This is a genomic window from Streptomyces sp. NPDC059897 (assembly GCF_042730865.1).
Taxonomy (GTDB): domain Bacteria; phylum Actinomycetota; class Actinomycetes; order Streptomycetales; family Streptomycetaceae; genus Streptomyces.
Genome location: NZ_JBHWKQ010000014.1, coordinates 41,774 through 62,753 on the forward strand (window position 1 = coordinate 41,774; position 20,980 = coordinate 62,753).

21 protein-coding genes are annotated in these 20,980 nt (G+C 73.4%); 12 read left to right on the forward strand and 9 right to left on the reverse strand.

The genetic code is table 11. From position 1 onward, the window contains the following. Positions 1–21: 21 nt before the first annotated feature. On the forward strand, positions 22–516 hold the full coding sequence (locus tag ACFV9W_RS17690; RefSeq protein WP_385761471.1) for a hypothetical protein: 495 nt from the start codon (positions 22–24) through the stop codon (positions 514–516). A gap of 334 nt (positions 517–850) precedes the next feature. Then, the gene (locus tag ACFV9W_RS17695; RefSeq protein WP_385761474.1) at positions 851–1,291 is read left to right on the forward strand and encodes an OsmC family protein; all 441 of its coding nucleotides are present in this window, start codon (positions 851–853) and stop codon (positions 1,289–1,291) included. Positions 1,292–1,331: 40 nt separating this feature from the next. Here the strand turns inward: ACFV9W_RS17695 and ACFV9W_RS17700 are convergent, their stop codons facing one another. Further along, complete coding sequence (locus tag ACFV9W_RS17700) at positions 1,332–3,029, reverse strand: chitinase (protein WP_385761476.1); 1,698 nt, start codon at positions 3,027–3,029, stop codon at positions 1,332–1,334. A 170-nt stretch (positions 3,030–3,199) separates the two neighbouring features. Further along, positions 3,200–3,700, reverse strand: a complete 501-nt coding sequence (locus tag ACFV9W_RS17705; protein WP_385761478.1) for a DinB family protein — start codon at positions 3,698–3,700, stop codon at positions 3,200–3,202. Positions 3,701–3,945: 245 nt separating this feature from the next. On the opposite strand from ACFV9W_RS17705, the gene ACFV9W_RS17710 reads away from it, so the two are divergent. The 4 genes from ACFV9W_RS17710 to ACFV9W_RS17725 all read left to right on the forward strand — a co-directional run bounded on the left by ACFV9W_RS17710 (position 3,946) and on the right by ACFV9W_RS17725 (position 5,772). Continuing rightward, positions 3,946–4,380, forward strand: a complete 435-nt coding sequence (locus ACFV9W_RS17710; protein WP_385761481.1) for a hypothetical protein — start codon at positions 3,946–3,948, stop codon at positions 4,378–4,380. A gap of 94 nt (positions 4,381–4,474) precedes the next feature. Continuing rightward, on the forward strand, positions 4,475–4,846 hold the full coding sequence (locus tag ACFV9W_RS17715) for a hypothetical protein (RefSeq protein WP_385761482.1): 372 nt from the start codon (positions 4,475–4,477) through the stop codon (positions 4,844–4,846). Between the two features lie 7 nt (positions 4,847–4,853). Continuing rightward, entirely contained in the window at positions 4,854–5,372 is a 519-nt protein-coding gene (locus ACFV9W_RS17720; RefSeq protein ID WP_385761485.1) for a hypothetical protein, read from the forward strand. A gap of 31 nt (positions 5,373–5,403) precedes the next feature. Beyond that, positions 5,404–5,772: a peptidase inhibitor family I36 protein gene (locus tag ACFV9W_RS17725; RefSeq protein WP_385761487.1), complete on the forward strand. Its 369-nt coding sequence runs from the start codon at positions 5,404–5,406 to the stop codon at positions 5,770–5,772. A 23-nt stretch (positions 5,773–5,795) separates the two neighbouring features. On the opposite strand, the gene ACFV9W_RS17730 is transcribed toward ACFV9W_RS17725, so the two are convergent. Both ACFV9W_RS17730 and ACFV9W_RS17735 read right to left on the reverse strand, forming a co-directional pair. After that, positions 5,796–7,028 carry a GNAT family N-acetyltransferase gene (locus ACFV9W_RS17730; RefSeq protein WP_385761489.1) on the reverse strand — a complete coding sequence of 411 codons (1,233 nt, stop codon included), beginning with the start codon at positions 7,026–7,028 and terminating at the stop codon, positions 5,796–5,798. A 173-nt stretch (positions 7,029–7,201) separates the two neighbouring features. Then, entirely contained in the window at positions 7,202–7,798 is a 597-nt protein-coding gene (locus tag ACFV9W_RS17735) for an RNA polymerase sigma factor (protein WP_385761492.1), read from the reverse strand. A 158-nt stretch (positions 7,799–7,956) separates the two neighbouring features. Between ACFV9W_RS17735 and ACFV9W_RS17740 the strand changes: the two genes are divergently transcribed. Beyond that, complete coding sequence (locus ACFV9W_RS17740; protein WP_385761494.1) at positions 7,957–8,955, forward strand: MerR family transcriptional regulator; 999 nt, start codon at positions 7,957–7,959, stop codon at positions 8,953–8,955. Here the strand turns inward: ACFV9W_RS17740 and ACFV9W_RS17745 are convergent. The 3 genes from ACFV9W_RS17745 to ACFV9W_RS17755 all read right to left on the reverse strand — a co-directional run bounded on the left by ACFV9W_RS17745 (position 8,930) and on the right by ACFV9W_RS17755 (position 13,934). Further along, positions 8,930–10,291 carry a cryptochrome/photolyase family protein gene (locus ACFV9W_RS17745; RefSeq protein WP_385761497.1) on the reverse strand — a complete coding sequence of 454 codons (1,362 nt, stop codon included), beginning with the start codon at positions 10,289–10,291 and terminating at the stop codon, positions 8,930–8,932. The genes ACFV9W_RS17740 and ACFV9W_RS17745 overlap by 26 nt on opposite strands. Positions 10,292–10,332: 41 nt before the next feature. Continuing rightward, positions 10,333–11,883, reverse strand: coding sequence for an SDR family oxidoreductase (locus tag ACFV9W_RS17750; RefSeq protein ID WP_385761500.1), 1,551 nt, complete (start codon positions 11,881–11,883; stop codon positions 10,333–10,335). Positions 11,884–11,975: 92 nt separating this feature from the next. After that, positions 11,976–13,934, reverse strand: coding sequence for a hypothetical protein (locus ACFV9W_RS17755; protein ID WP_385761503.1), 1,959 nt, complete (start codon positions 13,932–13,934; stop codon positions 11,976–11,978). A 166-nt stretch (positions 13,935–14,100) separates the two neighbouring features. Between ACFV9W_RS17755 and ACFV9W_RS17760 the strand changes: the two genes are divergently transcribed. The 5 genes from ACFV9W_RS17760 (at position 14,101) to ACFV9W_RS17780 (ending at position 19,124) form a co-directional block, all read left to right on the forward strand. Further along, entirely contained in the window at positions 14,101–14,550 is a 450-nt protein-coding gene (locus ACFV9W_RS17760) for an ATP-binding protein (RefSeq protein WP_385761506.1), read from the forward strand. A 174-nt stretch (positions 14,551–14,724) separates the two neighbouring features. Beyond that, positions 14,725–16,110: an FAD-binding oxidoreductase gene (locus ACFV9W_RS17765; protein WP_385761509.1), complete on the forward strand. Its 1,386-nt coding sequence runs from the start codon at positions 14,725–14,727 to the stop codon at positions 16,108–16,110. 207 nt (positions 16,111–16,317) lie between these two features. Continuing rightward, positions 16,318–17,628, forward strand: a complete 1,311-nt coding sequence (locus ACFV9W_RS17770) for a hypothetical protein (RefSeq protein ID WP_385761511.1) — start codon at positions 16,318–16,320, stop codon at positions 17,626–17,628. Between the two features lie 60 nt (positions 17,629–17,688). Next, positions 17,689–18,567, forward strand: coding sequence for a universal stress protein (locus ACFV9W_RS17775; protein ID WP_385761514.1), 879 nt, complete (start codon positions 17,689–17,691; stop codon positions 18,565–18,567). A gap of 56 nt (positions 18,568–18,623) precedes the next feature. Then, positions 18,624–19,124, forward strand: coding sequence for an FBP domain-containing protein (locus tag ACFV9W_RS17780; protein ID WP_385761517.1), 501 nt, complete (start codon positions 18,624–18,626; stop codon positions 19,122–19,124). 4 nt (positions 19,125–19,128) lie between these two features. Here the strand turns inward: ACFV9W_RS17780 and ACFV9W_RS17785 are convergent, their stop codons facing one another. Together ACFV9W_RS17785 and ACFV9W_RS17790 are read right to left on the reverse strand one after the other, a co-directional pair. Continuing rightward, positions 19,129–19,953, reverse strand: coding sequence for a family 1 encapsulin nanocompartment shell protein (locus ACFV9W_RS17785; RefSeq protein WP_385761520.1), 825 nt, complete (start codon positions 19,951–19,953; stop codon positions 19,129–19,131). Between the two features lie 5 nt (positions 19,954–19,958). Further along, positions 19,959–20,957: a Dyp-type peroxidase gene (locus ACFV9W_RS17790; protein WP_385761522.1), complete on the reverse strand. Its 999-nt coding sequence runs from the start codon at positions 20,955–20,957 to the stop codon at positions 19,959–19,961. Between the last annotated feature and the right edge of the window lie 23 nt (positions 20,958–20,980).

Below are 20,980 nucleotides of genomic sequence, written 5' to 3' on the forward strand. Positions count from 1 at the left end.
CACGTCAGGGGAGTCAGCCCGATGCCCGCAGCCCACGTCACCCTCGCCGACGTCCTGAGCGCCGCCGCTCCCGGGGCGACCGGTGCCCTCTGGCGGCTCGACGGCGCGGCCCGCCAGCTCGACGCCAACGTCGTCCGGCTGCGACCGGGCGGAGGCGGCGACGGCTACGTGGAGACCGAGCTCGACGTGCTGCTCGTCGTCGTGGAGGGCCACGGCACGCTCCACCGGGCGGGCGAGGAAGAGGGGCTCGCACCCGGCACGCTCGCGTTCGTGCCGCGCGGCGAGCGGCGCGCGGTCAGCGCGGGCGCGGACGGGCTCGTCTACCTCACGGCGCACCGCAGGCGGCCCGGCATGACCATCCGCCGCGCCGAACCGCAGGTCACGGCCGAGGGCGGCGAGGCGCCCTGTCTGCTGCCGCGGGTGTGCGCGGCGTGCGGCCGGGCCGCCGACGACGCCGGCGCGCTGTTCTGCGCCAGGTGCGGGGAGCGCCTGGAGGATCGCGTGCAGGCACGGTGATCCGGCCGTACTTGCGGCGAAGGGATCACGCCAGACGGCCGGGTCCGTGCCCCGACTCCGGCCGTATGTACGGGATGTGGCGGCAAACCCCCGTAACTTCTCGCCACTGATTCAATACGTAAAGTTACCGAAATCCGGGGGTGCGGGATGAAGTCCGCGGCCGTCCCCGGCAGACTCTGCGGCACGGCGGCCGCGCACTCGGGCAGCGGTCGCCAGGGGAGGGAGCACCATCGGGGAGTCCGTGGGCGTGGGGCACGCGGACTCCCCGACCCGCCGCCCCGACACCCGGGGGTTGATGCGCGCCCCGGGACCCGCCGCTGGTTACGGTTCCGGCATGGCCGACTACCGCATTGAGACCGTCCGCAACGGCGACCGCGACTGGACCGCGCGCAACGACCGGGGCGCCGAGGTCCGCATCGCCCCCGCCGACAGCGAGAGCGCGCAGCCCTCCTTCACCCCCGTGGAACTCCTCCTCGCCGCGCTCGGCGGCTGCGGCGGCCTGGTCGTGGACCGCACGGCCCGCACCGTGCCGCACGACGCGCTGCGGATCACCGTCGAATCCGCGTCGCGGCCGGAGGACGACGGGCGGGTCGGCTCCGTCCGCGTCTCCTACGAGATCGACCTTCCCGAGGGCGACACGGCCGCCGCGGAGGCGCTCGAACGCGGCATCCGCCTGACCCACGAGAAGTACTGCACGGTCAGCCGCACCGTCGAACACGGCGCGCGCGTCGAGGCGCTGGGCCCCGACGGCACGATGCTCTTCATGGGCGGCTGACCAGGTTGAGCCGGTGGCCGCGCGCCACCGGCTCCGCGCCCTACGGCAGCGCGTGCACCTTCGGGCCCACCGCGTTCGACCAGGCGTTGCCCGCCGTCGCGTCCCAGTTCGTGGACCAGGTCATCGCACCGCGCAGCCCCGGATAGGTCTTCGCGGGCTTGAACGTGCCGCAGCCGGTGCCGCGCGCCAGGCAGTCCAGCGCGTTGTTGACGACCGACGGGGCCACGTAGCCGCTGCCCGCGCCGCGCGTCGACGCCGGGACGCCGATGCCGACCTGTGAGGCGTCGAGGCCGCCCTCCAGCTGGATGCAGGCGAGCGCCGTCAGGAAGTCGACCGACCCCTGGCTGTAGACCTTGCCGTCGCAGCCCAGCATCGAACCGCTGTTGTAGTACTGCATGTTGACGACCGTGAGGATGTCCTTCACGTTCAGCGCGGTCTTGAAGTACTCCCCGGACGTCGACTGCATGTCGATGGTCTGCGGCGCCATCGTCAGGACCATGTCGCCGCCCGCCTTCGCCGACAGCTGGCGCAGCGCCTTCGTCATGTACGTCGAGTTGAGGCCGTTCTCCAGGTCGATGTCGACGCCGTCGAAGCCGTACTCCTGCATCAGCTTGTACGCGCTGTCGGCGAACGCCGTCGCCGAGGCGTCGCTGTTGACGGAGATGGTGCCCTTCTCGCCGCCGACCGACAGGATCACGGACTTGCCGGCCGCCTGCTTGGCGGCGATGTCGGCCTTGAAGTCACCGACGTTCGCGTAGCCGACGGCCGGGTCCAGGTTGAAGGTGATCTGACCGGGCGTGGTGGTGGCGTCGGCGAAGGAGACCGCGATGATGTCGTAACTCGACTGCACGTCCCGCAGCTTCTGCACCGTCGCGCCGTTGTCGAAGTTCTGCCAGTAGCCGGTCAGCGCGTGCTTGGGCACGGTGCCGCCGCCGGGGTCGCCGCCGGACGTGGCGGTCTTCGCGCTCACCGCCGCCGACTTCCCGGACTCGCCCGCCGCGTTCGTCGCGGTGACCTGGAAGCTGTACGAGGTGTCGGCCGTGAGCCCCGTGACCGTGGTCGAGGCGCCCGTGACGGCGGCGACCTTCGCGCCGTCGCGGTACACGTTGTAGCCGGTGGCATTGGAGACCGGGGACCAGGACAGGCCCACGGACGACGAGGTGGTCGCTCCCGCCGCGAGCCCGGTGGGCGCGGCCGGGACCACCACCGGGTCCGTGCCGCCGCCCCCGTCGGGACCGTAGACGCTCACATCGTCGACGTAGTACGCGCTCTGCCCGTACCAGCCGTGCGTGTAGACCGTCATGGAGGTCGTGTTCGCGCCGGTCTTGAAGCTCGTCGTGAGCTGCTGCCAGGAGGAGTTGCCCGGTGTCCACGTCGACACATCGGTGGTGCCGGTGCCGCTCGCGCCGAGATAGGCGTAGCCGCCCTGCACCCAACTGCTCAGCTTGTACGTCGAGTTGGGCTTGACGGCGACGGTCTGGCTGCACTTCGCGTTGTCCTGGCCCGAGGGGGCGGCCTTCAGGGCCTTCGTGCCGCCGTGCACGGGCGAGGACACGACGGAACCGCTGCCCGCGGAGCACGTCCAGTTGCTCAGGTCCGACTCGAAGCCGGCGTTCTTGGCCACGTTGACGTCGGCGGCCTGCGCGGGAGAGGCGAGCGCGGTGACGCCGAGCGAGGCGGCCGCCACGACGGCGAGCGCGATGCCGGGTCTGCGTCTGCGGGGGCGTGCACGGTCCACGGTGGAGCCTCCTGGGGAGAGGTGGGGATGCTGCGGATGTGAACGGTGGCCACCGTCGTGTGCGCCAAAGTTGGTTCAGACCAATGGAGTTGTCAAGCCCTCCGGCACGCACGAAGGCGGCGCCGGACGCGTGGTCCGGCGCCGCCGAGAAGGGCGTACGGTCGGTGGCCTCAGCTCAGTCCGCGCAGGTAGGCGGCCTGTCCCACGTGCTGCAGGTCGTCCGAGAGCACGCTGACGAGCCGGACCCCAAGCGTCACCGGCGGATCCCAGCCCTCGTCGACGACCCGGTCGAGGTCGGCGTCCTTGAGACCGCCGAGGAACCCGACCGTCTGCTCGTGCACCGCGTCGTAATAGCCCACGAGAAGCTCGCCCGAGGTCACCCGCACCTGGCCGACCTGCTTCGGCGTGTGCCCGTATCCGGTGTCCGACTCGTCGAGCGGCAGCTCGAACCGCTCCGCCCAGCCGCCCGCGAGCCAGACCTGCTCGAGACCCGCGGCGTCGGCGACATGGTCGTCCTGAACGCGGGTGAGATGCCAGATCAGCCAGGCAATGGAATTCGCCGTGTCCTCGGGGCGCTCGTTCAGCGCGTCGGCGGAAAGCCCCTCGACGGCCGCGTGCACCTCTTCCCTGATGCGGCTGTAACCGTCCATGAGTACGTCGTGTGAGCGCATGCGTGCAGTCTCTCCGGCCTGGGGTATTTCGGCCAACGCGCGCCGTGAATATGCCCGGAGACTGGCGTGAAAGCAATGGTGACACCGTGTCTCAAGTGCCGATACTTGATCAGGGAACGGTTGAACTTTGCTCGAAGGCGGCGGACTCCGGGCCAATTGCTTGGCACATTCTCGCCGTTGCGGTGGATCACTGATCGTTTGGCACAACAGTCAATGCAGTCGGGCGCCAGGCAATGGGGGAGACCGTGCACGACGAATTCCTGTGCCACGTCACCGCGTACGGAATCTGCGGCGGCCGGCGCGTGGGTGTTCCGCTCGGCACATATCGCGCCCCGACCATCGCGCTGGCCCTGTGGTGGCTGCGCGACCGGGCCATGTGGATCGCCGAGCGCCTCGACCCGCAGCCCGGCCTGCCGCACTTACCCGAGGGTGCGCTGACGCCCATGGCCGAGGACGCGCCCGATGTGCCGGAACAGCTGCGGGCCTGGTGTGCCGACCCGGAGCAACAGGAGAACGTCGCGGAGGAGTTGGCCTCCGGACGACTCGTCAGGATCGCGACCCGCGACGAGACCACGGAGTACGAGCTCCTCGCCGAGTCCGTCGACGCGGTCCGCATGGCCCGCACCCAGCCGCGCCGCCGCGGCCCACGGCGTCGCACGCCGGTCACCAATAGTCACTGACAAGGGTGACACGGCGCTTGGCCGCGCCGACTCCGGGGCAGAGTGATCACGCTCAGTAAGAACGATCACTCTGGGGTACGAAATGAAACCCTTCATGAAGCACAGATCCGTGCTGCTCGCCCTCACGCTCCCCCTCCTCGGCGGTGCCACGACCGCCCTCGCGCCCACCGCCGCCGCGGCGCCCGCCGCCGTGCCGCCCGGCCAGGTCTGCTTCTGGACCGAGATCGGCATGCACGGCCAGGCGTGGTGCTACGGACCGCCCGGCTACGCCGACGCGGAGAACGGGACGGCGCGCCGCGCCACCTCCTTCGACTCCCGCGTCGCGGGCACCGTCTACGGCATCAGCTACACCGCGACCGGCTGCCTCTACCGGGAGATCCGGCGCGACGACTACTCCGAGAACTGGGAGTGGGCCGGAAAACTCGACGGTGTCTCGGACACCACCATGGGGTGCGAGCGGGGCTGAGCGCGCCATGAACCGCCGCACCCGAGCCCTCGCCGTCCTCGCCTGCGCCCTGCTGCTCCCGCTCACGGGCTGCACCGCCGAGCGCACCGACACGGCCACCCGCACACCCGACGACACCATCAGGGCCGCGACCCTGGCCCTCACCGACCGCTGCCTCACCCGGCAGGGCCTCACACCGCCCCGGCCGGGACGGCGCCCCGCGGACCGGGCCGAGGAACAGCGCGTCGCCGCCGCCCTCTTCGGCCGCCCGCCCGCCGAACTCTCCCTGACCCTCGCGAACGGCATCCCCGTGCGCGCCCACACCGACGGCTGCCTGGCCGCCGCCCAACGCACCCTCTACGGCGACCAGAAACGCTGGTTCCAGGTGTCGACCGTCGTCAACAACCTCAAGCCCGAGGCCGCGCACCGCGACCTCAGCCTCGCCTCCGTGCGCGCCCGGCACCGCGCCGACCTCGCCGACTGGCAGCGCCTGCGGGCCCGCGCGCTCGACGCGTCCACCCGCGTGCTGCACACCTCCACCCACTGATTCCGCTGATCCCGCAAGGAGAACAGACCACATGAAGCACCCGATCGCCCTCGTCACCGCCGCCGTCCTCGCCCTCGGCGGCGCCGCCCTCCCCGCGACCGCCTTCGCGGCCCAGTGCCCCAGCGGCGAGTTCTGCGCCTGGACCGACGCCGACTACACCGGAATGCGCTGGAACTGGTCCGGCGACGACCACGACTGGGAGGACGGCATCCAGGACGAGGACTCGTCCTGGGCCAACCACGGAATCTCAGGACCAGGCATCAAGGACCACGTCCAGGTCTACGAGAACCCAGGGCTCATCGGCTTCGGCACCGTCTGTCTCTCGCCCGGCCAGGAGATCCCCTCCAACGGCTGGGCGAACGACAGCGGCGACTCGCACACGTGGAAGATGGAGTGCTGAACCCGCGTACCAGTGAGGTGAGTTCAGAACGTGTCGCCGGTGTGCGGCAGTAGCTCCGTGCGCAGCGCGGCGTCGAGCATCGACGCCGCGCCTCGCGTGTGCTCCGCCACCAGGCCCGCGCGCACCAGGGCCGCCACCGGCGTCGCCGCCATGTACACGGTCGCCAGATCGGGGGCCTCCACGGTCAGATCGGGCGCGTCCTCCGTGGGCACGTACGAGAAGCCGTCCGGCGACGCGGTCAGCCGGAACGTCCCCGCGTTCGCCGGAAGCCGCACGTCACGGACGGCGAGTACCACGTCCACGGGCGCCGCCCACGCGCGGGCCGCGAGCGCCGCGCGCACGTCCACCAGGCGCACCCACAGCGCCGGTTCGACCCCCGTCACGGTCACCTGATCGCGATCCGCCGCGAACAGCGGCAGCGGATCGTCCAGCGGCCTGCCGTGCGCGCGCACCGTGCCCGTCAGGTCGATGTCCGCGAGATACCGCCACAGCGCCGCCGCCACCTCGGGCGTGTCGGCCTCCAGCTCCTCGACGCTCACGAGCCCGGCGACGCCACCGGACCAGTCGCCCGACTTGGTGCGGTAGATCGCGTATCCGGCGAGCGGGTCGCCGAGCGTCACCACGCGCGGCGGCGACAGCTTCTCGTCCTCCTCGTCCTGACGCGCCAGCCACTGCTCGCGCCACCACGCGTGCGTGCGCGCGTGGCGGCCGGCCCGCCATCCGCGGGTCCGCTCGAAGTACGGCGCGAGCACGGCCGGCACCGAGTCGGTGTCGAGCAGACGCAGCGCACGCTCATCGGGCGTCACGCGCAGCGCGAGCGCGCGCCGGGAGTCGATCTCCACGGTCGCCCCGTACGTGCCGGGACCGAAGCCGAACCGGCCGTAGATCGCCGCCTCGGACGCCCACAGCGCGGCCAGCGGCGCCCCCTGCGCGGCGCAGCGGGCGAACAGCTCGGACATCATCGCCGACAGGACACCGCGCCTGCGGTGCGTGGGCGCGACCGAGACGTACGACAGGCCGGGGCAGGGGAGGTCGCCGCCGCCCGGCACGGAGACGGTGAAGGGATGCGCCGCGGCGAAGCCGACCAGTTCCTCGCCGTCGTAGGCGCCGATCCGCAGGCAGCCGGACAGCGTCTGCTCCTGCTGCTTGCGGCGGTCGCCGTCGGGCGACTCGTGGAAGACGAGACAGGCGAGCGCCAGGGCGCGTTCGATGTCGGACTCGGGTACGTCGCGGAGGCGGACGGAGCCAATGTTCATGATCATCGACTGTAGTGGCGCCCCGCCGATACCCACCTCAGCGGCGCCGACCCCGCTGAGATGGGCGGGCGGCGGGGTCTGGGCCGCCCGGGTCCGTGCGGCCGTGCTCGTGCGCCGCACACCGGGGGTTCGGCCCGAAGGGGCCGAACGGATGCACCCGATTCCCGGAAATCTCACCCGCGCTCGCCCCGGCCGCGCAGCCGGTCGCCGAGGCGCCGCATGCCGCGCCGGGCGTGACTCTTGACCGTGCCCAGCGGCCAGCCGGTGCGCTCCGCGATCTGGGGCTGCGTCAGATCCTCGTAGAACGTGAGGGACAGCACGGTGCGCTGCGTGCTCGGCAGGCGTGCCAACTCCTGTGACAGCAGCAGCCGTTCTACGACCGCGTCCATCCCCGCGTCGTTCGCGGGTTCGCGGCCGACCAGGACCGCGTGCCGACCGGCCGCCGCCTCGAACAGCGCAGCGCGACGGCTCCGGGCGGCGAGCGCGTCAGCGACGCGGTGCCGGGCGATGCCCGTCAACCAGGCGGACGGCTGGCCCAGTTCGGGGCGGTACCCGGACCGGCCGCGCCAGGCGGCGAGGAAGACCTGCTGCATCACGTCCTCCGCCTCGAAGCGGTCGCCGAGCGCCCGCTGGGCCAGGCCCCGGACCAGCGGCGCCCACCGCCGGTACACCTCGGCGAGGCAGGCGACGTCGCCTGCCGCGAGGCCCTCCGCAAGGGCGGCCTCCGACACCTCGCGCGGGTCGACGCCCCGCGACAGCAAGCCTGGCATCCTCAACGCCCCGTCAACTCCTCGAAACGGTCCCGAACCCGACTGTCAACGACCCGGACCGGACACGCGCGGCGCCCGCCGGGTCGCGGCCCGGTCATCCTGGAAACGGCTCCCGCCGCACGACAACCCGCATCGGTTGTGCGTCGTATCGTGGGCCGATGGACGAGGGGCGGCACGTGCGCGAAGCGGCAGGGTCACCAGCGGCACCCCAGGAGGCGGGCGTCACCACCGGCGCCCTCGCGAGGCGGCTGGGCGTCTCCCCGACGACGCTGCGCAGCTGGGACCGGCGCTACGGTCTGGGGCCCGCGCAGCGCTCGGCGGGACACCACCGGCGCTGGACCGCGCAGGACATCGCGGCCGTCGAGGAGATGTGCCGGCTGACCACGACGGGCCTGCCGCCCGCCGAGGCCGCGCGCCTCGCGGGCAAACGGCTGGCGAGGGAGCCCGCCGGGCTGCCGGCCCAACGCCCCGCACCCGCCGCGCCCGCGTCACCGGCCACGCTGGAGCGCCAGTGCCGGGGCATCTCCCGCGCGGCGACCCGCATGGACGCGCCGACCGTGCAGAACCTGCTGACCGAAGCCGTCGCCCAGCACGGGCTCGTCACGGCCTGGCAGGACGTGATGGCGCCGGTGCTGCACGCCGTGGGCCGCAAGTGGGAGGAGGCGGGCGACCGGTACGTCGAGGTCGAGCACCTGCTGTCCTGGCACGTCTCGCGCACCCTGCACCGCGCCGCCGCGCCCGTCGAGTCCACGCTCGCGCTGCCGCCGCTGGTCCTCGCCTGTGTCCCCGCCGAGCAGCACGTGCTCGCCCTGGAGGCGCTCAGCGCCGGGCTGAGCCAACTGGGCGTGCCGCAGCGGATGTTCGGCGCCGCCGTGCCCGTGGAGGCGGTGTCGGCCGCGGTGCGCAGGACGGGTCCGCGCGTCGTGGTGCTGTGGGCGCAGGCCCGGTCCACCGCGTCCCTGCCGCTGGCCCGGCACCTCGCCGAGACCCGCTGGGGTGTGCGCGGCGCCCGCGGCAAACCCGCGGTGATGCTGGCCGGACCCGGCTGGGCGGGCAGGGGAGTGCGCGGCGCGCTGCACCCGGCGACGCTGCCGCAGGCCCTCGACCAGATCGCCCGCCACTACCCGGAGGTCAGTCGAGCCCCCGGCCCCTCCTGAACCGGGCCAGCCCGTCCGGCAGTTCGACGATCGGGTCCGGATAGTCGCCGAGCGCGGCCCGGTCGAGCCCGGTCAGCTTCCACGGAGTGTGCACCGCGGATCCCTCGACGTCCGCCAACTCGGGTACCCAGCGCCGCACATAGGCGCCGTCCGGGTCGTAGCGCTTGGCCTGGGTCACCGGATTGAGCACCCGGTTGGGGCGGCTGTCGGTGCCGGTGCCCGCCATCCACTGCCAGTTCAACTGGTTGTTCGCGACGTCCCCGTCCACCAGCAGCTCCAGGAAGTGCCGTGCCCCCACCCGCCAGTCCACGTACAGCGTCTTGACGAGGAACGACGCGGTGAGCAGCCGCCCCCGGTTGTGCATCCAGCCCTCGTGCCGCAACTGCCGCATCGCGGCGTCCACCACCGGATAGCCCGTACGCCCCTCCTGCCACGCCTCGACGTCCCGTGGGGCCCTGCGCCAACGGTCGTGCTGGGTGCGGTAGTCGGCGTGCGCAGCGTCGGGCCGGGCCGCGAGCACCTGATGGTGGAAGTCCCGCCAGGCCAGCTGCCGTACGAACGCCTCCGCGCCCGCCCCGCCCGCCGTACGCGCCCGGTGCACCGCCTCGACGGGGCCGATCGTGCCGAAGTGCAGATGCGGGGAGAGCCGCGAGGTGGCGTCGCCCGCCAGGTCGTCGTGCCGGTCCTCGTACGCGGCGATTCCCGAACGCAGCCAGGAGGTCAGGAGCGAGCGGCCTGCCCGTTCGCCCCCGGCGGCGAGCCCCGGCGACACCCCGGTCACGTCCGCCCGCTCGGGCAGCGCCTCGGAGCCGACGCCGTCGGGGACCCGGACCGCGCGCGGCGCCCGGACCACCGCCCGCAGACCGTGTTGCGCCCAGCGCCGGTGGTAGGGCGTGAACACCGCGAAGTGGTCCTTGGACGCGGGCGTGACGGCCCCGGGCGGGACACAGGTGACGACCCCGTCGTGCGCCACCAGGTCGCAGCCGAGACGGCCCAGCGTGTCCCGCAGGCGGCCCTCCCGGTGCTGCGCGTAGCCGGACACGCCGCCCGCGACGTGCACAGCGCACGCGTCCGTCTCGGCCACCACCTTCGCGACCGCGTCGACGACGTCGCCCGTGCGCACCACGAGCCGCCCGCCCCGCTCCCGCAGCCCCGCGTCCAGGTCCCGCAGACAGTCCGCGAGGAACGCCTCCCGGTTCGGGGCGAGGAACCCGGCGACCCCCGCGTCGCGGACGAACAACGGCACCACGGCGTCCGCCGAGTTCAGCGCCGCCCGCAGGGGCGGATGGTCGTGCACGCGGAGATCGGAGGTGAACAGGACGACACGGACACGCACAGCGGGGCTCCAGGTGGGCAGGGGACGGTAAGCGGGCTGTGTCAGCCCTTCCCGGCCGAGGACGCGCGCGGATGCACCGATCGGCCGGACGGGGCACCCCCGTCGGGGCCGTGCTCCGCGGCGGCCGCGATATTGCGCGCCATCCCGCCGAACACCACGGAGTGGAACGGGGCCACGCTCCACCAGTACGCCTGGCCGGCCAGGCCGTGCGGATGGAACAGCGCCCGCTGGCGGTAGCGGGCATGCCCGTCGTCCGTCGGCTCCACGGCGAGCTCGAGCCAGGCGAGCCCCGGCAGCCGCATCTCCGCGCGCAGCCGCAGCAGGCGTCCCGGCTCGATCGCCTCGACGCGCCAGAAGTCCAGCGAGTCACCGGCCCGCAGCCGCGCCGCGTCCCGCCGCCCGCGCCGCAGCCCGACGCCGCCCACCAGCCGGTCGAGCCACCCGCGGACCGCCCAGGCCAGCGGGAACGAGTACCAGCCGTGCTCCCCGCCGATGCCCTCGATCACGTCCCACAGCCGGTCGGGCGAGGCCTCGACGAGCCGTTCCCGCTCGTCCGTGTAGAGGCTGCCGCCCGCCCAGTCCGGGTCGGTGGGCAGCGGGTCGCTGGGCGCGCCCGGCAGCGCGGCGGACGACCAGCGGGTGGCCACCTGCGCTTCCTGGACGCGGCGCAGCGCAAGCCGGACCGCCTCGTCGAACCCGACCGGCGAACCCGGCGGGTAGGCCGCCCACTCCTCGATGTCGCGCTCCTGGCAGACGACCTCGTGGCGCAGCGACTCGGTCAGCGGGCGCGCGATGGCGGCGGGCACGGGCGTCACCAGGCCCACCCAGTGGCTGGACAGGCCGGGGCTGAGCATCGGCACCCCGATCACGACGCGCCGCGGCAGCCGCGCCACCGCCGCGTACCGGAGCATCATGTCGCGGTAGGTGAGCACGTCGGGGCCGCCGACGTCGAAGGCGCGCGACACCTCGCTCGGCAGCGTCGCCCCGGCCACCAGACAGCGCAGCACGTCGCGGACCGCGATCGGCTGGATCCGGGTGTGCACCCAGCTCGGCGTCACCATCACCGGGAGCCGTTCGGTCAGATAGCGCAGCATCTCGAACGAGGCGGAGCCAGACCCGATGATCACGGCAGCCCGCAGCACCGTGGTCGGCACGCCGGAGGCCAGCAGGATGTGCCCGACCTCGGCCCGCGAGCGCAGATGCGGCGACAGCTCCCGCTCGGGCACGCCCGCGGGCGTCAGACCGCCCAGATAGACGATCCGCCCCACCCCCGCACGCCGGGCCTCCTCGGCGAACGCCGTCGCCATCTCCCGGTCGGTGCGCTCGAAGTCCTTGCCGGTGCCGAGCGCGTGCACCAGGTAGTAGGCGACGTCGATGCCGCGCAGCGCGGCGCCGAGCGAGCCGCGGTCCGTGAGATCGCCCTCCACCACCTCGACATCGCCGGACCACGGATGATCCCGGAGTTTGCCGGGGGAGCGGGCCAGGCAGCGCACCTGATGACCGGCAGCCAGCAGTTCCGGCACGAGTCGGCCGCCGATGTAGCCGCTCGCCCCGGTGACGAGACACCGCTGCCCGGCACGTTCCGCGTTCATGGGTCTCCTTCGCTCGCCCCCTGTCCACCACCGTCCGCCCCTTGACCGACTTCCGCATCAACAGCGCCGGCGGATGCGGCGGACCCGAGCGCTCACGGCCGCCCGGGTGCCACCTCCGGCAGCCGCTCGCCGGTGTCGAGCCGGGCAGCCACCCGGACGGCCCCGCGCTCCGGGGCGCGCACGGCGAGGGTGCGGCCTGTGCGGGACCCGGTCACCGCGCCGCTCGCCTCGATCCGGGTGACCGCCCGGCTGCCCGCAGCCAGTAGATACCAGCGGCCGTCCGGCGCCCGCCACCGGGTGTCGGCGACCACGTGCTGACCGAACCGGCTGCACGCCGCCGTGGCCCGCGCCCGGCCGACCAGGTGCGCCGGTTCGGTGGCCGCGTCCGGGGTGCGCAGCAGGAGCGCGACATCGCCCGGACCGCGCCACGTGGAGGCGCGTACACACGACCACACCGCTCGGCCCGCGTCCTGCGGCAACCGCTGCTCGGCGAAGTCCCACGCGTTCACGGCCCGTACGGCGCCGCCCCGCCACGGCTGGAGCCGGCAGGCGGTGCGCGCCCACGCGAGCAGGGCCTGGCTGCCGGTGGCCTCGCGGGGCTGGCGGGGCGGAGGCGTGCCGTGGCCCGGCAGCGGCGTGTACGTGAGGTGCACCGGCGACAGGCCGCCGAGGTCGGCGAGCAGGAACGCGTGGTCCTCCACGATGCGCGGCGAGGACCGCAGTTGGAGCACGGGGCGCCGCGCGCAGCCGTCCGCGGGCGCGACGGGCACGGCGTCGGTCACCCCGTCGTCCGACACGTCCAGCGGCCGTCCCGGAGCGTCCGGCCGCAGGAGGTCCCGGGTGCTCGCGTCGGTGATCCACGGCGCCGCCAGGTAGCGGGCTGAGCCGTCGCCCCGGTTCAGGACGACGGCCGCGGCCGTGGTCACGTCGGCGTCGTCGACCCGGGCGAGGGCGAGACCGGCGCGGTCGTCGCCGTCCGGCGCGGTGTACCGGGCGAGCCGTTCTCCGTCGCTGAGGAGCACCACGGCGCGGTCGTCGACGTCGCCCGCGAACAGCAGCTGCGGGGCGCGCGCCGGAGGATCGGCCGCGGTGTCCGAGGTCCGGGTGACGCGCACGGAGTCGGAGGGGACGGCCCACGCTGCCAGCGCCCGGTCCAGCAGGACCGTGTCGCCGGTCCGGTCGCCGCGCGCCGGCCACGCAGTGAAGTCGACCCGCGAGGTGTCGGCCCAGGCGCCCGGCTCGGCGCGGGTGAGGTCACCCGCGCCGAACGCCGTCCGGACCGGGACGTCGCCGCCCGCCGCCTCCTCGCTCGGGGCGGAGTCCGGGGCGAGCAGCGCGGCCGCCGCGACGACGGCCACGGCCCCGGCCGCGAGCGCCGCCCGGGTCCGCCGTGCGCGGCGCGGCAGATCCGTGGGACGCGTCTGCACGGAGCAGGCGTCGAACTCCTGGGAGCGCAGCAACGCCGCGGCAGCGGGCCCCGCTTCGGCGTCGAGGCCGACGGACTCCTGTACCGCCGCCTCCGCCCGCGGCACCCCGGCCGCGGCCAGGAGCGCCGCCGCCCGGTCCGCGTCCAAGCCGTCGACGTGCCGCAGCACGAACGCGCCGCGCGCCGCGGCCGAAGCGCCGGACAGGGCACGTACCAGCGCGAGTTCCTCGGCGCCGCCGGAGCGCGGGAACAGCCGCAGCCCCCAGACCACGGGGAGCCGGGGCAGCAGGACGCGCGGCGGCGGCAGCGCCGCGGGCCAGCCGGCCGGCCGGTGCGCGACGGACAGGGCGGTCCGCAGAATCCGTACGCGCAGCGCGTCGGAGGCGGGATCGACGCCGCCGTCGGGGACACGGGGCGCGGGCACGACCGCGGCCCGGCGCCCCGGCAGCGCCCGCTGCACTGCGGAGTGGGCCAGCAGCACCCGACGGTGCCGCGTGAAGGCGGCCGGGAGGGTGAGATACGCGAGGCGTACGAGGCCGGTGTACTGCTCGAGCAGGGCCGTCTCCGCCTGGTCGGTGGCACTCCGTGAGCGGGGGATAATGCTTGCGCGGCGAAGCTGGGGCATGGCTGGCCTCTCCCGGAAGTCCGAAGGGACGCGGTGTCGTCCTTCAAACGACGCGCCGGGGACCCGGTCACCCGGTTGAATCCGGCAGGACTGCGCGGCCTCATGCGGGGTATCAGCAGGCTGCGGGTGTCCATCGCGGAGTCCCGCAGGCGTGAAAGAGACACGAATGACCGAGTACATGGACGGGGCTCTGATCCCCACCGGCTTCGACGAGGCAGTCGGGCCACTGATGCAGGCCACCCACTACGCGGGCGACGAGGGGTGCCTGGCCGACGCGCGCAGGTTCGCCGACGTCTTCCTCACCCGGCTGCGCCAGGAGTGGTGCGTCGAACTCGACCCCCGCACGGCCGGCGACGTCCTGCTCGTCGTCAGCGAACTGATCACGAACGCGGACCGGCACAGCGCGGGACCGTACGTCCTGGAACTCGAGGGCACGTCGCGGCACGTCGCGGTCACCGTCTACGACAGCAGCGCCGCCGTGCCGGTGCGCTTCCCGCGGGACCCGGCGCGCGTCGGCGGGCACGGCCTGGAGATCGTGGACGCCCTCGCCGCCGTCTCCGTCGAGCAGGTCCCGGTCGGCAAGCGGGTGCGCGCCGTACTGACCCTCGCGTCCTGACCGAGCCCGATTCCTGACCGACTCCGTCTCCTGAACGACCTCGTCCCCTGAACGACCCGCGCCGTCCGGCGGCGCGAGGCGGTGTTCCATGATGGTGTGCCTGACCCGTGAACGCGCCGGTCAGGGACATCTGTTCAGGAGGACGACATCGACACCGCAGACACGAGGGGCACGGTGGGCGAGCTCGCCGCCGCGCTCCCGGACAGCACCCTCGTCACCGACCCGGACGTCCTCGCGTCCCTCGGCCACGACGACGCCGAGTGGGCGCCGATGGGCCGCCCGCTCGCCGCGGTGCGCGCCACGTCCCCCGAGGAGGTCGAGTCCGTGGTGCGGGTCTGCGCGGCCCGGCGGATACCGGTCGTCACGCGGGGCGCGGGAACCGGCCTGTCCGGCGGGGCCAACGCGAGCGACGGCTGTCTCCTGCTCGACGTGTCGAGGATGAACCGCATCCTGGAGATCGACACCGAGAACCTGATCGCCGTCGTCCAGCCCGGCGTCGTCAACAACGACCTCAAGGCCGCCGTCGCCGAACACGGCCTGTGGTACCCGCCGGACCCGGCCAGCGCCCCCTGGTCCACGATCGGCGGCAACGTCTCGACGAACGCGGGTGGCCTGTGCTGCCTCAAGTACGGCGTCACCCGGGACTACGTCCTCGGCATGGAAGTCGTCATGGGCGGCCCGGCGGGGGAGTACGGCAGCCGGGTCCGGCTCGGCCGGCGCACCACGAAGGGCGTCGCGGGCTACGACCTCACGAGCCTGTTCGTCGGCTCCGAGGGCACCTTCGGCGTCATCACGGAGATCACCCTGAAGCTGCGGCCCGCGCCGGCCGCCGAGCCGCGCACCGTCGTCGGCAACTTCGACAGCCTGGTAGCCGCGGGCGCCGCCGTCGCCCTCGTCACGAGCCGGGGCCTCGCCCCCGCCGCTCTCGAACTCCTCGACCGCGCCTGCATGGAGGCCGTGGAGAACTGGAAGCACCTGGGCATCGAACCGGGCGCCGAGGCGATGCTCCTCGCCCGGATCGACGCCCCGGGCGACGCGGGCGAGGCCGAGGCGAGCGCGATCGCCGACGCCTTCCGGGAGGCGGGCGCGCTGTGGGCCGAGCAGTCCACCGACGCCGTCGAGGCCGAGGCCCTGTTCGACGTACGGCGCCTGGCGTATCCGGCGCTGGAGCGCTTGGGCCCGGTGCTCACCGAGGACCTGTGCGTGCCGCGCTCCGCCGTGCCGCAGATGCTCGCCACCATCGAGAAGATCGGCCGCAGGCACGGCGTGCGGATCGCGACCATCGCGCACGCGGGCGACGGCAATCTGCACCCGCTCCTGATCACCGAGCCGGGCGACGAGGCCGAACGGGTCGCCGCGCAGGCCGCCTTCGAGGAACTCCTCGAGGCCGCGATCGCCGCGGGCGGCACGGTCACGGGCGAGCACGGCGTCGGCCTGCTCAAGCGCGGCGGCATGCGCAGCGAACTCGGGCCCGCCGTCTGCGCGTTGCAGCGGGCCGTCAAGCAGACCCTGGACCCGCTCGACCTGTTCAACCCCGGCAAGGTCGTCGGCGAGGACTGAGCCGCCGGCTCCTGGCAGCCCATCGCGAGTGCCGTCCCTTTCCGCGGCACGCCGTCCCAAATGAGGCAATTGTCCGTTTATCCGCCCTACGGTGCGGGGGTCGGTGTCCGTGCGGGGGGACGCGCAACGCCCCTGCCCGGGGCGCGGATTGGGTTGCCCATGGAATTCGAAGAAGCCGGTCGGTCCAGCAAAATCAGCCGCAGACGTGTGGCACGTCTCGGCCTCGGCGTCGGTCTCGGCGCCGCGGCCGGGGCGCTCGCCGGCTGCGGGACGAGCGGCGGCGAGAAGGAGAGCGCGCCCCCGGCAGGCCCCGCCCGTCACCCCGAGCGCCCCGCCAAGAAGAAGGCGCAGCCCCGCCTGATCGGCGACGGCTCGACCTCGTACACGGGACGCCAGCCCAAGCAGCCCGCCGCTCCCGTCCCCCTGGAACCCGGCCAGACGCCGCCCCAGTTCGTCGTCTTCTCCTGGGACGGTGCGGGCGAGGTCGGCAACGGCCTGTTCCCCCGCTTCCTCGAACTGGCCCGGCAGCACGACGCCCGCATGACCTTCTTCCTGTCCGGGCTCTATCTGCTGCCCGAGGCACAGAAGCGCCGCTACCTGCCTCCCAACAACCCCGTCGGGGCCTCCGACATCGGCTACCTCAGCGACCCGCACGTGAAGGACACGCTGAAGTACGTCCATCAGGCCTGGCTCGACGGGCACGAGATCGGCACCCACTTCAACGGGCACTTCTGCGGCGGCTCGGGCTCGGTCGCCAACTGGAGCTCCAAGCAGTGGCGCAGCGAGATCGAACAGGCCCGCACCTTCGTCAAGTCCTGGCGCACCCACACCGGCTGGCACGACCAGCCTGCCCTGCCCTTCGACTACGACAAGGAACTCGTCGGCGGCCGCACGCCCTGTCTGCTCGGCCAGGAGAACCTGCTGCCCGTGGCCCGGGAACTCGGCTGGCGCTACGACGCCTCCTCGCCGGGCGGACTCCAGCGCTGGCCCGACAAGCGGCACGGGATCTGGGACCTGCCGCTGCAGGGCATCCCCTTCCCCGGCCACAGCTTCGAAGTCCTCTCGATGGACTACAACATCCTCGCCAACCAGTCGAAGAACTCCACCCGCGCCCCCGCCCACAACTATCCGGGCTGGCGCGCCCAGGCCACGCAGGCGTATCTCACCGGATTCCAGCGCGCCTACGAGAGCAACCGGGCGCCGTTCTTCATCGGCAACCACTTCGAGGAGTGGAACGGCGGCATCTACATGGACGCCGTCGAGGACGCGCTGAAGCGGATCGCCGACAAGGCGGGCGGCGGCGACGTCAGACTGGTGTCCTTCCGGCAGTTCGTCGACTGGCTCGACGTGCAGGACCCGGCCGTCCTGGCCCGGCTGCGCGCGCTGCAGGTGGGGGAGCGCCCGGCGGGCGGCTGGAACCGGTATCTGCGACCGTCGAAGAACGCGGCGGTGCCCGGCGCGACGAGCGGCACCGGTACGAAGACTAAAACCGGCGCACCCGGACAGACAGCTCACTAGACCAGACCGGACAGACCGAGACCGGACCGACCGAGTCCGGACGGACGAGGAGGCGGTGCGATGACCCGGCCCATCACCGCGGGCGTGGACGGATCCCCCGAGAGCGCGGCGGCGGCAGCCTGGGCGGCGCGCGAGGCGGTGCGGCGCGGACTGCCGCTGCGCCTGGTGCACGTGGGCGAGCCGGCCCCCGACACCCTGGTGCTCGCCGCGGACGAGTCCGCGCTGACGCAGTGGGCGGGCGATCTGCTCTCCGACACCGAGCACGAGATCGCCGAGCGCCACCCCGGGCTCGCGGTCACCACCGACGTCCTCGACGGGGACGGGCCGGCCGAGTCCCTCCTGGCGGCCGCGCGCGACGGGGACTCCCTGGTGCTCGGCTCGCGCGGGCACGGCGTGCTCGTCGGGTTCATCGTCGGCTCGGTCGGCCAGCAGGTGATCGCCAAGGCGGAGCGGCCCATCGTCCTCGTCCGCGCGGACGACGCGGCGTCGGCCGAGGCGAGCGGGCGCGACGTGGTCGTCGGGCAGGAGGGCGAACCGGAGGACAGCGCCGCGGCGATGGAGTTCGCCTTCACCACCGCGCAGGCCCGCGGCGTCGGCGTGCGGGCGGTGCGCGCGTGGAGCCTGCCGCCGGTGTTCTCCTACAGCCCCAGCTCCTTCGCGCTGCTCGACGACGCGGGCGGCATGGAGCCGTACGAGCAGAAGGCCCTCGGTGCCGCGCTCGCCCCCTGGCGCGAGCGCTTCCCGGACGTGCCGGTCCGCGAGCACGTCGAGATCGGCAGCGCGGGCCAGGTACTGCTCTCGGTCGCGGCCGATGCCCAGCTGCTCGTCGTCGGCCGCCGCGCGCGCCGCACCGCGATCGGCTCCCGCATCGGCTCGGTCGCGCACGCGGTGCTGCACCACGCGCCGTGCCCGGTGGCGGTGATCCCGAACCTCGGCTGACCGGTGCGCGAATATCCGGATGCATGATCGGCGAGCGGCTTTGTAAGGTCCACGATGTGGAACCACTCAGCGACAAACAGATCCGCTCGTCCTTCGTGAACTGCACCAAGGGTGAGGCGACCCGCATGCGGCTGCCCCTCGACTTCGCCGAGCTGCCCTGGCACGACCTGGACTTCCTCGGCTGGGTGGACCCGGGCGCGCCGCTGCGCGCCCACCTCGTGCGGCCCACGGACGACGGTCCTGTCGGCATCACCCTGCGCGTGCCGCAGAGCGGGCGCACCAGCGCCATGAAGTCGAGCCTGTGCCAGATCTGCCTCACCGGACACGCCTCGTCGGGCGTCTCCCTGTTCGCCGCGCCGCTCGCCGGAGCCCGTGGCCGCGACGGCAACACGGTCGGCCTGTACGTCTGCGCCGACCTGGCCTGCTCCCTGTACCTGCGCGGCAAGAAGCAGCCGAAGCTGCGCGCGGGCCGCTACGAGGAGTCGCTCACGCTCGACGAGCGCGTGGACCGGGCGCTCGGCAACCTCGACGCGTTCATCGCCAGGGTCCAGGGCTGAACGCTCACGCCTTGAGCGCGACCACGGCCTCGTCCGTGTAGGGCAGGAACGTCAGGGTCTGGTGGAAGTACAGCTCGATGCCGCGCGCGTCGTGGCAGCTGTAGCCGATCGCCAGATCCTGGCCGAGCCGCAGCTCGAAGTCGCCGCCCCGCTTCGACAGCACGAACGCCCCGTTCAGCGCGGGCGCCCAGATCAGCTCGCCGTCCAGGATCCGGCCCAGGTGATTGGCGACCGGATAGCCGTGGTCGGACGTCTCGCTGACCGCCGTGTACGCGTCGGCCCCCAGCAGCAGCGCGTACGGGCCCGCCACACCGGCGAGCCGCAGCGAGGTGAGCGCCCGGCTGATCGTGTCCGGGTAGTCGCGGGCTTCGGCCGGCAGGCTCAGGACCGGGTTCGAGGTGCGCTCGCGCAGGCCTTGGATGCCCGCCGCCGCGTACCCGTCGAAGATCGCCTGGTCCTCGGCGTAGGCCATGGCGCGGGCCGCGTCCTTCACCGGCTGCCAGTCGGAGTCCTTGGAGCCGCGCTCCACGTCGTCCACGGCCTGGCGGCTCACCGTGAACGGCACCCGCAGCTCGACCAGCGGCTGCACGCCGCGCAGGCGCGCGGTGACGCCGGGCGCGGGCGGCGCGATCTCGGCGAGGTGTCCGGTCCCGACGGCCGAGAGGTCGGCGCCGTCCGGGCCCGTGACGTCCACGACGCGGCGGCCCGCGACATGGCGCTGGAAGGTGCGCGTCGCCTCCTCCTCGATCTCGGCCCAGGCGGCGGGCGTGATCGGGGCGAGCTCGCGGTGCAGATTGTTGCTCGGGGCGGGGTTCGGGTCGCTGCTCATGGTCTTCAGGCTCCTTTGAGGCTGCCGATGCCGAGGGATCCGGCGGCGGGGTCGGCCGTGGTGGCGGCGCCGGCCGGCGGTTCGGGCAGGTCGTCGAGGAAGTCGGCGTTCGGCACGTGGAAGAGGCATCCGGTGACCGCGGTCGAGAAGTCGAGGATCCGGTCGTGGGTGCCGGGCGGGTCGCCGAGGAACATGTTGCGCAGCATCCGCTCGGTGACGTCCGGGGTGCGCGCGTAGCCGATGAAGTACGTGCCGAACTCGCCCTGGCCGACGCTGCCGAACGGCATGTTCTCGCGCAGGATCTGCCGCTCCGTGCCGTCCTCGTCGACGATGGTGTTCAGCGCGACGTGCGAGTTCGCGGGCTTCACGTCGTCGTCCAGCTCGATGTTCGCGGTCTTGGTGCGGCCGATGACCTTCTCCTGCTCCGTGGCGGGCAGCGCCTCCCAGGCGGACATGTCGTGCACGTACTTCTGGACGACGACGTAGCTGCCGCCCTGGAAGTCCGGGTCCTCGTCGCCGACGAACACGGACGCCGCGGCAGCCCGCCCGGTCGGGTTCTCGCTGCCGTCCACGAAGCCGAGGAGATCGCGGTCGTCGAAGTACTTGAAGCCGTGCACCTCGTCGACGACCGTGACGGCGGCGCCGAGCCGGCCGATGAGCACGCGGGCCAGTTCGAAGCACAGGTCCATGCGGCGGGCACGCAGGTGGAAGAGGAGGTCGCCGGGGGTCGCGGGGGCCAGGTGCCGGGGTCCCGTGAGCGCCTGGAACGGGTGCAGCTCGCGCGGCCTCGGACCGCTGAACAGGCGGTCCCACGCGGTCGAGCCGATGCCGACGATGCAGCTGAGGGCGGCGTCGCGGTCGCGGAAGCCGACGGAGCGGCTCAGCCCCGACACCTCCTCGAGCGTGTCGCGGACGGCGCTCTCGCCGCCCGGGGCGATCGTGACCACCAGAAAGACGGCGGCCTTCGCGGGCGGGGTGAGGAGGACGGGCTGGGGTTCGGCCACGAGTGCTCCGATGGCGAGGGAGG